8 protein-coding genes are annotated in these 14,528 nt (G+C 41.1%); all 8 read left to right on the top strand.

Annotated features, from left to right (window positions below; genetic code table 11):
* Positions 1–24: 24 nt before the first annotated feature.
* The 8 genes from H6G28_RS17165 to H6G28_RS17130 all read left to right on the top strand — a co-directional run bounded on the left by H6G28_RS17165 (position 25) and on the right by H6G28_RS17130 (position 14,377).
* Positions 25–2,190, top strand: a complete 2,166-nt coding sequence (locus tag H6G28_RS17165) for a putative baseplate assembly protein (RefSeq protein ID WP_190672574.1) — start codon at positions 25–27, stop codon at positions 2,188–2,190.
* 34 nt (positions 2,191–2,224) lie between these two features.
* On the top strand, positions 2,225–2,608 hold the full coding sequence (locus tag H6G28_RS17160) for a four helix bundle protein (protein WP_245894916.1): 384 nt from the start codon (positions 2,225–2,227) through the stop codon (positions 2,606–2,608).
* Between the two features lie 15 nt (positions 2,609–2,623).
* Positions 2,624–3,697, top strand: coding sequence for a phage tail protein (locus H6G28_RS17155; protein WP_190672570.1), 1,074 nt, complete (start codon positions 2,624–2,626; stop codon positions 3,695–3,697).
* Between the two features lie 45 nt (positions 3,698–3,742).
* Positions 3,743–5,056, top strand: coding sequence for a DUF4159 domain-containing protein (locus H6G28_RS17150; RefSeq protein WP_313949943.1), 1,314 nt, complete (start codon positions 3,743–3,745; stop codon positions 5,054–5,056).
* Positions 5,057–5,136: 80 nt separating this feature from the next.
* Positions 5,137–7,305, top strand: coding sequence for a WD40 repeat domain-containing protein (locus H6G28_RS17145; RefSeq protein WP_190672567.1), 2,169 nt, complete (start codon positions 5,137–5,139; stop codon positions 7,303–7,305).
* Between the two features lie 74 nt (positions 7,306–7,379).
* On the top strand, positions 7,380–10,112 hold the full coding sequence (locus tag H6G28_RS17140; protein WP_190672562.1) for a hypothetical protein: 2,733 nt from the start codon (positions 7,380–7,382) through the stop codon (positions 10,110–10,112).
* A gap of 82 nt (positions 10,113–10,194) precedes the next feature.
* A complete protein-coding gene (locus H6G28_RS17135) occupies positions 10,195–12,537 on the top strand; it encodes a CHAT domain-containing protein (protein ID WP_190672560.1) in 2,343 nt (780 codons plus the stop codon).
* 85 nt (positions 12,538–12,622) lie between these two features.
* The gene (locus H6G28_RS17130) at positions 12,623–14,377 is read left to right on the top strand and encodes a ShlB/FhaC/HecB family hemolysin secretion/activation protein (protein WP_190590515.1); all 1,755 of its coding nucleotides are present in this window, start codon (positions 12,623–12,625) and stop codon (positions 14,375–14,377) included.
* Positions 14,378–14,528: the final 151 nt, after the last annotated feature.

Here is a 14,528-nt window from a genome sequence, read left to right as displayed (position 1 = left end):
TTTTAACTAATTATTTTTAATATTGTGGAATTTGATTTTTTACCGAAGTTACCCAAGTCTAATCTAGACGATCGCACTTTTAAAGATTTAGTTGATGAGTGTATTCTGCGGATTCCCCGCTATTGTCCAGAATGGACGAATTATAACCCCAGTGACCCAGGCATCACGCTGATTGAGCTATTTGCTTGGTTAACTGACCAAATGTTGCTGCGGTTCAATGAAGTACCAAAGCGTAATTACATTACATTTTTAGAGTTATTGGGTGTGAGGTTGCAAGCGCCTGCGCCTGCTGTGGCGGATATTACTTTTTATTTGAGTGCGGCTTTACCTGATACTTACACAATTCCTGCTGGGGTGGAGGTGGCGACAATTCGCACGGAAACCCAAGAGGCGATCGCATTCACTACAGATCGGCCTTTAATTATTGATAAACCGCAAATTCGCCACTTTCTCACCTGTCCCACTGCTGATCAAAAACCGGAAATTTTGCGCGATCGCTTTACTAATTTATGGACGATGCGCTCTGATGGTGAGTGGTATGGTAGAGAGTTAGCACTGTTTGAAGAACAACCCCAACCCGGAAACAGTTTTTATTTAGTGATTGATGGGGAATCTCAGTGCGAAGGAAATGTTCTCGCCTTGCAATTAAAAGGAGAAGCCGCCACCGCCACAGGGATTAACCCTGACATTCCGCCGCGCCGTTGGGAAGCTTGGAACGGTGTGGAATGGGAAGCGGTACTGTTGCAAGAATCGGACGACAGCACCAAGGGTTTTAGTTTTAGCGAATTAGCTACCCAAGGAATTAACCCCTTACAGGGTGCGGATATAGTTTTGCATTTACCGCAATCTTGGCCTGTGACGACTTTCACCGCCTATCAAGGACGCTGGCTACGTTGTGTTTATACTGCGCCCCAACCCAATCAACCAGGCTATAGCAGTTCGCCGCGCATGATTGGTTTGGCGGTGAGATCAATCGGCGGAACTGTGGGTGCGAGTCAAAGTGAATTGATTCGCAATGAAATTTTAGGAGAAAGTGATGGTACGCCGGGACAAACTTTTCAATTACAAGGCGTTCCGGTGTTGAACCGTCGAGAAGATGAATATTTGCTGGTTTCGCCGCCAGGGGGAATCCCTCAACGGTGGTATGAAGTCAGCGATTTTGCTAATTCTCTTCCTCAAGATTTGCACTACACCGTCGATTCGCGTACTGGGACTGTGCAGTTTGGCCCGGTGATTCGGGAACCAGCCCAACTCCAGCAACAGACAGAATTAAGGAGGGGAGTAGGGAATTTTGCCAATATTCAGGAGTTAGAAAGGCAATATGGGTCTGTTCCGCCGCGTGGGTCGGTAATTCGGATGGTTGCATACCGCACTGGTGGCGGGCGTAAGGGGAATGTGCAACGGGGGACGATTACCGTAGCGAAAAATGCGGTTCCGTATGTGGCGAGGTTGATTAACCATACACCAGCCCGTAACGGTTCGGATGCGGAATCTTTGGAAGATGCGGTGATTCGCGTTCCGGCAATGTTGCGAACCCGCGATCGCGCTGTGACTCCCGAAGATTTTGAGGTGTTGACCCTACAAGCTGGTGGTGGTGCAGTGGCGCGGGTGCGCTGCTTACCACCGACAACTACACAAGAGGCTGGAACCATCAAATTATTAGTTGTCCCGGCGGCGAATACAGATGCAATTAATCGTGGCGAAGGTATCGAACCAGAATTATTTAGTCTGAGTCCGCAATTGCGTGACCAAATTATTGCTTATTTAGATGAACGGAGGTTATTAGGAATACAAGTTAAATTGCAAGCCCCGGAATATGTGGGGGTAGCAGTGCAAACAGAAGTTGCGCTGGAACCAGAATACAACCATCCTGCCGCCCAGCAAGAGATTTTAGGTAAATTACGGGTGGCGTTGTATCGGTTTTTGAATCCGATTACGGGGGGTCAGGATGGGAGAGGCTGGCCTTTTGGGCGACCTGTTTACCCTTCGGATATTGTCAATTTGTTTCAGCAATTTCCGGCGGTGCGGTATTTGGGGGTAGTGCAGTTATTTGAATTGCGCTATGTGGGTTCAACTTGGGTGCGATCGCTTCCCCAAAATCCGGTGATTGATCCGGGGGCGTTGGGTCTTATTTGTTCTTGGCAAAATACGCGGTTGCGTTCTGGTCATGTTGTTAATTTAATTCAGTAAGTAAGTGCTGAGTGCTGAGTGCTGAGTTATGGAGGTGAATCAGTTGAGTAAAGTAGAAAGATTTGAGGATTTAATTGCTTGGCAAAAAGCTAGGGTTTTGACTAAAGCAATTTATCAAATTACACAACAGGGAGCTTTTAGCAAAGATTATGGACTTTCAGGACAAATGCAAAGAGCATCAGTCTCAATAATGTCTAATATTGCTGAAGGATTTGAGCGTAATAGACCTAGAGAATTTCATCAGTTTCTTTCAATGGCTAAAGCTTCTTGTGCTGAATTACGTTCTCAACTTTATGTAGCTTTAGATGTTCAATACATCCAGTCACACGAATTTAATCAGATTTTAAATCAAGCACAAGAAGTTGGCAGAATTATCGGTGGTCTTCGTGCATCTATTGACAAAAATAAACAAGAATAAAAACCACACTTTTTTATGACTAACCAAATCCTGCACCTACAACTCACATCTATGCAACTACCTGATGCGGTACAGTCATTAGCAGTGAGTACAAGTGCAGCCGATTTTTCACACTCAGCACTCAACACTCAGCACTCAGCACTAAATACTCAGCACTCAGCACTCAGCACTCAGCACTCAAATTTGGTGATACATCCGCCGGAACCGAGTGAGATAGTTTTGCAACTAGAAAACTTGGGTAGTCGGATGCTGCGGTTGAATGTGCGGGTGGAGGGGAATTTTCCGGCTGAGTGGTGTCGCATTGGGATGGAGGGGTATGAACTCGCACCGCGATCGCGAATGGATGTGGTGTTATACTTCCAACTTTCTGCCGATTTTTTTGAAACTCCCGCGTTGGTGGCTGGTCAATCTTTGGTGTTGGATTATCACAGTCGCATTCATGTTAATTACACCGAGGAGGGGACTGGTAGACAGTTAGTTGAAACGGCTGGGTTAAATTTATATGTCCGTCCCCGCAGTCTTTATCCCAAGTTTTTACCTGCGGTTTATCGAGAAGTTGATTTTATTAGTCGCTTCTTGAAGATTTTTGAACAGGCTTTTGAACCCTCAGTGCAAACGCTGGATGTGTTGTGGGCTTATTTAGACCCCATGACCGCACCGCAAACATTATTACCTTTTCTCGCCCATTGGGTCGCTTGGCCGATTGACCGTCGTTGGACGTTAGAACGACAACGTTATTTAATTCGTTCGGCTGTTGAGCTTTATCGCTGGCGGGGAACACGTAGAGGTTTGCGTTTATATATACATCTTTATACAGATTTACCTTTAGATGGACACATTACTAGAGAAGTTGATAAACATATTTGTATTGAAGAAATTCGCGGCGAAGGTTTTGTGTTAGGAAATACACGCCTAGGTGAAGATGCGATGATTGGCGGCGGTCGTCCGTATCATTTTATCGTGCGCCTTCGTCCGCAACGTTCAAATCAGGTAGATGAACAATTAGTGCGACACATCATTGACCAAGAAAAACCCGCTTTTTGTACCTATGAACTTTATATAGATGAGTCAATAGTCAATGGTCATTAGTCATTTGTCCTTTGTTATTGGTTCTTCCCCCTAAACCCAAGGTTGGTGAGCGAACTTGTACTGAGCGCAGCCGAAGTAGCCGAACCACACCCCTACTCCCTACTCCCCACTCCCTACTCCCTAATTATGGAAATTCACCCCCTAGAACGACTACAAATTCAAGATGGTTTATTAATTAACGCTGAACGGTGGAAGCGATCGCATGATTATCACCGTCAGCGACAAAATATCCATTATCAATCGCTAAATGAACCAGGAATAGTTGAAGGTTTAGGGGTAAGTTTGATTCCTGCGCCGAAGGATGTACCATCACAATATAATGATGGGCGATGGTTACAAATTCAGCCAGGAATTGCTATTGATGTGAATGGAAATCCGATTGTGGTTCCGCAACCGATAGACTTTCATATTTCGGCTGATATTACGGAAGAAAAACCCCGCTTAATTTATTTAGTTGTGCGTTATGTAGATCCAGATACTTTACAACGCAAACAAGTTAGTGAATTTGAAACAGAAACTTTTCGCATTGATGAAAAAACAACGCCGCCTGATGTGTTTGAGGTGGAGTTATGTCGAATTTTATTACAGCCGGGATTAGTAACTTTAGAAAATCCCCCAGATGTATTTTATCCGAGTTTGAATAGTTTGGATTTTCGTTATCGGAAAATTGCGCGATCGCGTCCAACTGCTGTGGTACGCGCGGCGCATCTTGATAGTCAGGAAACTAAGGAAGGCAGTAGTTTTGCAAATCTCGCTTCTTTATTAAGATATACCGAAAGTCTAACCTGTACCCTCCAAGGAAATGAGCAAATTCCCCGCTTAAATTTTCCACTTTTAGACCCAACGATAGCAATTAATTATGATTTGTTATTTATTACTGGTAGTGAACCGTTAATTTTAAATGTGCAAGAATTAGCTAATCTCAAAAGTTATCTAGATGGTGGAGGAGTTTTGTTAGTTGAATCACCCACCGATGCAGTTGATAGATTAGAAAGTGTTTTAGAAATTACTGAAAGTTTAGCCACACCTTTAGAAGATTTACGCCGACTTGATAAACATCATCCATTAAGAACACAACCATTTTTATTTGCTGCTTTACCAGCTATAAATCAAAAGCCGATGCAAATTTTAGTTGCAGGTGGCATTGTTTTAGTAATTGGTGATTTATCACTGGCTTGGGGATTAGATGAAAAATTAACTTTACCACGAGAAACCATTCGCACCGCCCAAGAGTTAGGCATTAATATTCTCAATTTTGCTTGGAAGCGTAAGCGAATGACGCAATTACGGCAACAAACTGCAACACCTGTTTCAACTAAGCCTGATGCTTTAAAAAATATTTTTAATAAGTTGGAATAATTTTTTAACGCAAAGTATCGCAAAGGAACACAGAGTTTTAAATACTCAGCACTCAGCACTTTTAACTCAGCACTCTATTTATGGCAGTTAATCTCGTTAACACTAAAATTTCTACACAAGTATTGAACTTTCAACCGGGTGGTTTACCAGCTTCTTTTGAAGTGACTGTAGTGAATGAAAGCAATCAGTTTGCTTCGTTTCAAATCGAAATCATTGCGGCTGGTGGTGGTGAAAGTTTGGGGACTAATTGGTACAGTATTAAACCTGCGGTGAGCGCGAAAAATCCACCAGGAGATAGTACAAAATTTGAAGTCACAATTACTAATACACCTGTTGCCGGTTTTATCGGCAAAATGAACTTGATTGTGCGAATTTTTTCGCTAGAATTGCGGGATGAAGACAGACAATTGCTGCGGTTAATAGTTGAAGCAGGTGTTGGTGCTGTACCGATGCAGGTTGAGTTACCAATAAGAGAATTTACAACTCAACCACAGGGAACAATTGAGATTCCAGTACGAGTTTTTAATCCTAGTCAGCTACCTGCGAGTGTTTCTTTAAAACCGATTGGACTTAAACCCCAATGGTTTATTAATGGCGATGAAAAACTATTACCAGTTCCACCAGGCAATAAAGCAGAAACTTCATTTTTATGTCAGTTACCAATTGCTGAAGAAGTACCAAGTCAAGCATATCCTTTTACCATTGAGGCTAATTATCCGAATGGACTTCCATCTAGTAGTCGAGAAGGCGTAGTTAATGTTACTCCAGCAGGGTTTGTTGATTTTCAATGCACACCAGAAAAACAACAAATACCTGCATCTCGTCCTTGGCTACCACAATTAAAAGTTAACTATACTACTTATCAACTTGAATGCCAAAATCACAGCAATATAACTCAAAAGGTAAATATTGAAGTTAAAGAAGATGAGGAAACCAAGCGTAAATGTTTCTGGGAAGTGCAGCCAGAATTTGTAGAATTAAATCCGGGAGAAGTTAAGAATTTACAACTATTAATTAGTAAGCGGCGGTGGTGGTTAGGGTGGAAGGAAAAACGGGCATTTAAAGTTAAGGCTATTGTACCAGATAACCGCGTCAATATTAATAATGAGAATCAATATTTACAACTCATTATTCATCCAATTTTACATCCTTGGCTACAGATGGGCTTAGGATGTCTCTTACTATATTTACTTTGGTATATATCATGGTTAAATCCGAATAATCCGTTGTTTGGTCATCGTGATGCTGTGACATTTGTACAGTTTAATGGAGTAGGCGATCGCGCTGTGAGTAGTTCCCAAGACCAAAGTATTATTAGATGGAATATTGCAGGTTTTACTAATCCCTTGATTAACCAAGATGATGGCAGAATGGCTAAAAAGATTGGTAAATCTGTGCGAATTGTACGCTATAAACCTGTGAGTAATGATGTAGTCGCCGCAGGTTTAGAAAACGGAGAAATCCAAATTTGGGATGTACTTGGTGGGACAAAAAAACCAAAAGCAACTTTTTCACTTGAAGGTGAGAAATCAGACCGGGTTTTAAGCTTAGAATTTAGCCAAGATTCTCACTTTTTATTTAGCGGTCATGGTAGTGGTGTAGTGGCGCAATGGGATGTAAATAGCGCATTGTTAGATGATGAGAAAACTATGACTAACCCGATTAATAGTAAGAATTTCAACTTTCCTGTATATGCTCTTGCTACTGTTGGACATGATAAACAAAATTTAGTCATTGGTGGGAGATATAACAATTTAGCTATCTGGAATTTTACCAAAGATAAATTATGGAAAATTCCCTATAATCGCCCCGGTAGCCAAAATGATTATATTGTCAGTATGGATAGTCCTGAATACAAACCACATTTATTAGCAACAGCCGATAATATGGGACAAATTGCATTATGGGATATGAACCAATGTTTAAAAAATAGTAACAATCAATGTCAAATTTTAGAGAAATGGTCTGATGGTCATGGTGAGAAAGCAGTGCGTTCTGTGGCGTTGAGTCGAGATGGTTGTTATTTAGCTAGTGGGGGTGATGATAATCGCGTTATGCTATGGTCTTTAACTCAAGAAGGTAAAAGAATTTCTCCTGTTGGTCAAGAAATACGTAAAGAAAAACAACGATTTAATAGTGTAGATGTAAAAGTTGTGAAGAATAAAATTTTGATTATTAGTGGTAATGATGATCATAAAGTCAGGTTAGATATTAGAGATTTAAATAAAAATGTTGGTTGTAAACAATAATGATGAATACTAATAGACGTAGTTAAAATCTTTTTTACTTTTACCTTTTTACTTTTAACTTTTTGGGGGTAAACATGACTGCCATAAATTCAAGAACTAGTAATTCCCAACTCGGTTTGAGTATGGCAGATGTGTTACTGTTACCCCCACAGCAGCGCAAAATTGTCCAATGGTTGATTAAGCATCCTGATAGCGTTACCCTCACCCAAGTATCAATTCATTTAGATTTAAATCAACAAGCGACATTAGCTTTATTAGATGAATTAGTTGACGAAGGTTTTGTCCAGCAAATCTTAACTGGTGGTGAGGTGAAATATCGCGTTAATTTGGCAGCAAAACGCGGTATTCAACAACAAAATCTGCAACAAACCCTTGCGCCGGGAAATCCTCTGGCGATTATTTTTAATCCTTCTGGTGAGTATGCAGTCCAGGCTGGGGGAAAATTTGAAATTAATGTAACGGTTACTAATAAAGGTCAAGAAAGTGCCTTAATTGATATTTTTATTGATGAATTATCGCCGCAATTAATTCAATGGTGTGATGCACCGAAACAAAGGTTGGCACTAAGCCCTAATTCTGTGGGTGAGGTGTTATTTGAATTTCAAGTACCTGTAACAGCAATTCCCAGCACTTATAACTATGCAATTGTTGTTGATGCGCCGCTACATTATCCTGAAGATACGCCAATTCGACATGGGGCAAAAATTCAGGTTTTACCTGCAATTGAAACGGTTGTAAGAGTTAGTGACCCAACTTTTAGCTTAATACCTCTGACAAGTTCGCGATCGCCTGCCAAAATTCCCCCAGGCGGAATCTTGCAAGTTAATGTTAATGTCCACAACCGTTCGGATAGGGTAGACAGATTTCGCCTCAGTTGTCTTGATTTACCTGAAGAATGGGTGAGTATTCGCTATCCCGAAGGTTTGGAAACTGCGGGACTTGTTATTCCCAACATGGGTTTGAATCTCAACCCTGGCGAGAAAGGAGAAATCTTACTCCAGTTTCAACCACCACTAGGCGCAAACGCCGGACTTTATTACCCCAGCATCCGCTTGTATTCGGCGAATAATCCCGATTTGATGTTGTTGGATGTGATTTATTGGGAAATTTTACCCTCTTATCTGCTAAATGCAGAAATGCTGATAGTGGTAAATCGGGTGAGACGCAAAGGCGGAACTTTTGAAGTTAAATTCACGAATGCGGGTAATACTGTCAGGGAAATTACTTGTCAAGCGGTTCCTGTCGATGAAGATCAGGTGTGTACTTACGTAACTTCGCCAACGGTTTTACGTGTATTACCAGGGGAAAAAGCTGCAACCCAAGTGACAGTCACACCTGTGAAATGGTGGTATCGTCCCATGTTCGGTGCAGGAAGATTGCTGAATTTTCGCATTGAATTAGTAGATCAGCAACAAATACCTTTACCAAACCCCGCTTTACCGGGAAGCTTAATTTGGGAACCGCGTCCCTGGTGGCAATTTTTACTTGTATTACTGACGGCTTTAGGAATTATCGGTGCGATCGCATTTTTGATTTGGCTGTGGTTATTCCGTCCCCCAGCAGTTCCTAAAATTTTGCAATTTCTCTCATCCGACGCTACTTATCAAGCATCCAACAATGATTTTATTCGCCTAAGTTGGCAAATTCGCCACCCCAAAAAATTGCAAACTATATCTTTAACTGGCTTATTTGCTGATGGTACGGCGGCGGTACAACCAATAATTTATACCTTTAACGGTAAACTTCCCCAAGAACTACAACCATTTTGTCAAATGGGTGCAGTGTTAACTTGTTCTAATGTACCCACAGATGCGCGTAAACCAGGAGAATATACTTTTCAACTACAAGCATTTGCTAATAATAATCCCGACTTACCAGCCGACACAATTAAAACCAATACGATTAAAATAGTCCCCATTCCCCCACCGCAAATTTTAGAATTTTCCCCAGCACAATCTGTTTACCAAGAAGTTAAACCTAGCACTACCAAAATTAGTCCAGATACCATTCGCCTCAACTGGAAAATTAACGATTTAGATAAAATCAAAGAATTACGAGTAATTGGGCGATCGCCCGAAAATTTAGTTAACAGTCCACTACAAACTTATAATGTTACTCAAGGCATTCCCGACACACTCAAAGCCTTCTGTAACCAACAAGATAATCAACTAAATTGTCGTAAAATTCCTGCTAACAATCGCGGCGCAGGCGACTATATATTTGAACTGCAAGTATTTACCAAAACCGACACAGATAAACCAAGTATTACTCAAAAAACAGACTTAGTAAAAGTCCAACCTCTACCCAGCAAAATTCTCGAATTTAAAATTGATGGTAACAATCCCTTACCCAAATATCCCATAGTAATTAATCCCCTTAAACCAAATAAACCTCTCAACTTATCTTGGAAAGTCGAAGGTAGCAATAACATTAAAGTCGAACTTCTTCCCGCACCCGGAGACATCCCCCGTAACGGTACAATACCTTACCCAGTTAATCAACAACCCGGTAGCGAAACCATCACTTTACAAGTCACTAATTCCACTGGTGAAAAAGTAACTCGTTCCGTCACCATCGAAACTTTTTTACCACCTAATTCCGCAGCCAATCAACCACAACTACCACAATTAGAAGGCGCAAAACCAGAAATTCCCACCCCACCCACACCCCCAACAACCCAACCCCCCGGAACTTCTCCCGGAACCTCACCATCTCCAACCAACAACACCGCACCTAATCCTAACTCTCCCACACCTTCTCAACCAGATAAACTCTCACCCTTAGAACTCCCCCCAGGATTTGATTAAAACTCATCTCTCAATTTCCTCTCTGCGCCTCTGGTTACTGAGCGAAGTCGAAGTATGCGTCTCTGCGTGAGATAAAAAAATCATGAAACCCCATCTATTATTATTAACAATAACTCTCCTCCTCCTCTCCCCCCTTACCGCCAAACCATTAGACGCACAACAATATCGCGCCAACTTACTCTTAAACCTCGGTAATAGACAACTCACAAACGGACAATTTAAATCAGCCTTAGCATCCTTACAAGAATCACTCAAACTATATCAAATAACAGGCGATCGCACCGGAGAAGCCACTGCACTATTTCGCATCGGTGACGCTTACTTTACTCTCGGTAAATACCAAACTGCGATTAATTTTTACAACCAAAGTTTACAACTAACGCAAAATTTTCCTAACCAATCGCTGACAGTACAAATTTTTGAACATCTCAGCAATACATATATTAATCTTGGCGATGAAAAGTTAGCGAAAAAATATCAAACACAAGCCGCAGCACTTAAAAAAGAAATTGGTAATCCCGACAGAGAAGCAGCTTTTTTAGGTAATGTTGGTTTAGATCATGATGCGGCGACTGAGTATAAACAAGCGATTGCTTTTTATTCCCAACAATTTACAACCGCCAAGGATAATAATAACTATCAACTGCAAATTGATTCTTTACAAAACCTCGCTGCAACTTATCGTAAATTAGGGCAATTTACCCAAGCGATCGCAACTTATCAACAACAGTTAAAATTAGCCCAGCAATTAAACAATAATACCATCGTCAGCTTGACCTTTAAACAGATAGCAGAAACCTATCAAACTCAAGGTGACTTTCAAGCTGCGATCGCATTTTATCAACAACAGCTACAACTTACCGATAAAACCCAAAAATCTGAAGTCATCAGACAACTCGGACGCGCTTACACTTTTGCCAAGGAATACGAGCAAGCGATCGCATTATATCAAGAACAATTAAACTCTGCTAAAGCAAATAAAGATAATTACACTCAAGGTACAGCTTTAAATAACTTAGCCTTTGTATATCTCAACTCAAACAAATTCGATGAAGCTAAAACCACGCTACAAGAGAGTATTAAAACTTGGACATCGTTACGTTTAGATTTAGCTAACACAATTGATTACGCTGCGGAACAAAACAATACCTATCGCTTACTACAACAAGTTTTAATTACCCAAAATCAGCCAGAAGCCGCCTTAGAAATAGCTGAACAAGGCAGTATTATGACATTCTTACAATTAATGGGAATGCGGTTAGCTTCTGAAGCTAAAGATAATAATTTAAAAACTGCACACAAGTCAATTATTTTACCGACAATTATTGATATTCAAAAAATTGCTAAATCACAAAAAGCTACTTTAGTCAAATATTCTATTCTTCCTGATGATGGCTTATATATTTGGGTAATTCAGCCCACAGGTAAAATTACCTTCCGCAAAGTCAAACCCACACCAGAAAATACCTTCACTTCCACTAATTCCATCCCTGAAATAGTTGCTAGTGTTCCTAAATACCTGGGTGTGAATAGTCAAGAGACACAAACCCAAAAGCTTGTCAATCCGTTATTACAGTTACATCAACTATTAATTAAACCTATTGCTGATTTATTACCAGAAAATCCACAAGCCCAAATAATTTTTATACCCCAAGATGAATTATTATTTGTACCTTTCTCCGCTTTAATTGATATTTCTGGTAAATATTTAATTGAAAAACACCCAATTTCAACTGTACCAGCAATTCAAATCTTGCAGTTAGCTAAAGAACAACGTGGTAGAACAGGCGGAAGTAAAGTTGTGGTTGTGGGTAATCCTACCATGCCAAAAATTTCCCGCGCAATTAATCAAGCACCCCAACCTTTACCACAACTGATAAATTCCGAACAAGAAGCTTTAGCTGTTGCTGATTTATTTAAAACCAAAGCTTTCATTGGTAGTCAAGCAAGTAAAGCCGCAATACTTCCTTTATTACCCAAAGCTAAAATCATTCATTTAGCAACTTATGGTGTATTAGATGATATCAAAAGACAAGGTATACCCGGCGGAGTTGCATTAGCTGGAGAAAATAACGGACTCCTCACCGCCAGCGAAATTCTGAATTTATATAACCAACCAAAAGGTAAACGTTTACGTGCTAGGTTAGCTTTTATCAGTGCTGGTGAACCTGGACATGGTAGCATAGGTAACGGCTTACTGAGTTTATCGTTAGCATTGATGACATCTGGCGTACCTAGTGTGATTGTCTCGCAATGGGCAGCACCAGATACACCAACATCTGTGTTAACTACTGAATTTTATCGTCAGTTAAAGCAAAACCCGAATAAAGCCCAAGCATTACAAAAGGCGATGTTAGCCACTATGAAGCAGTACCCTAATCCCAAAGATTGGGCAGGATTTAATTTAATTGGAGAATTACATTAAAAAATAATAAAAAAGATACATAAAATAGCAAAACCAGAAACAATAAATCTTACATAGGAGTGATTTTTTATAACCAAAATTTAAAATGTCTAATTTAAAATCTACCGTTTATTTTGGGTCATTCAAAAAACACATACATTGGCTATCTATCAGCCTGATTTTTAGTTGTGCTTGTGTTATTTTAGCTTCGCCATCCTTAGCACAAGCACCAAATCCCCAAGGAAACCCCAATCAAGACCGCTTTCCCCAGCCAGGAACAACGCCAGAACCCTTACCGCCAGAATCACAACCCCCTATACAACCAACACCAACCCCAACGCCGGAAACTCCACCCCCAGAAAGTTCGCAAACGATAAAAGTAGAAAAAATTAACGTCACTGGGAGTACAATTTTCCCTCCAGAGAGATTCCAATCAATTATTCAGACTTTAGAAGGGCGGGAAGTCACAGTTGAAGAACTACGTAAAGCGGCGGATGCTATCACCCAACTGTACCTTAACCAAGGCTACATTACTTCTAGGGCAATTTTGGTAGACCAAACCGTTAACAATGGAATAGTAGAAATTCGCGTCATTGAAGGGACAATCGAAAAAATCGAAATTCAAGGTACAAAACGCTTAAATCCTGAATATGTGCGTAGTCGTGTAGCATTAGGTACAGGTAAACCGCTTTTAACTGCTGCATTAGAAGACCAATTAAGATTACTCCGGGCTGACCCTTTATTTTCTAACGTTGAAGCTAGTTTAAGGGCGGGTAGTGGTGTTGGTCAAAGTATTTTGATAGTGCGTGTTACGGAAGCACAACCCTTTAATGCAGCTTTAACTGTTGATAATTATTCTCCTCCTAGCATTGGTTCGGAAAGATTGGGTGTGAATGCTAGTTACCGCAACCTCTCTGGGCTGGGCGATGAATTTAGTGCGGCTTATTATTTAACCACTAGGGGAGGCGCAAATATTTTTGATTTTAATTATCGCCTACCACTGAACCCGATGGATGGGACTTTACAACTGCGAACCTCATTCAATGATACGAACGTTGTCGAAGAACCATTTGCGGGTTTCGATATCAGAGGAGAATCACAACTCTACGAAATTAGTTTTAGACAACCACTAATTAGAACACCCCGTGAAGAATTTGCCTTATCTTTAGGTTTTGCGGTGCAGAATGGTCAAACCTTTACCTTTGCAGGGCCGACACCCTTTGGTTTTGGGCCAGATGACGACGGGAACAGTCGCACCCGTGTAATTAAGTTTGGTCAAGATTATGTGGTGCGGGATCTAAATGGTGCTTGGGCATTGCGATCGCTATTTAGTTTCGGTCTTGGTATATTTGATGCTACCAGCAATCCCAGCCCTATCCCCGACGGACAGTTTTTTAGCTGGTTAGCACAAGCCCAACGAGTCCAACGCCTGAGTACAGATAGTGTATTAGTCGCCCAAGCAGAATTACAACTAACCCCCAATGCTTTGTTACCCGCCCAGCAATTTGTAGTCGGTGGTGGTCAGTCAGTACGCGGTTATCGTCAAAACGTCCGCGCTGGTGATAACGGTGTGCGCCTCACCGTCGAAAACCGTCTGACAGTTCAACGCGATGCGTCTGGTAATTCCACACTGCAAGTTTCACCTTTCTTTGATATGGCTTATGTCTGGAATGTGGATGATAATCCAAATACCTTACAACAACAAAAATTCATTGCCGGTATTGGACTGGGCATATTATTTCAACCCATACCACAGCTTGATATTAAACTTGATTACGGATATCCCTTGATAGACCTAGATGACCGGGGAAGCAACGCCCAAGATGATGGTTTTTACTTCAGCGTTGGCTATCGGTTGTAGAGGTTAGGGGCTAGGTGCAAGATATACAGTCCAATGAGCAATACCGTTGCCAAAATAAGAGCATGAAGAGGTAGGGCGTTTCGTAGTAGAGTTATTGTCTCTCACAACGACAACTCAGAAACTACTAGCCGCCCATGCCCGACATCTTATC

This window comes from Nostoc sp. FACHB-190 (assembly GCF_014696905.1).
Classification (GTDB): domain Bacteria; phylum Cyanobacteriota; class Cyanobacteriia; order Cyanobacteriales; family Nostocaceae; genus Nostoc_B.
Note: the sequence above shows the minus strand (reverse complement) of the source record. Positions and strands in the feature narration are given on the sequence as shown.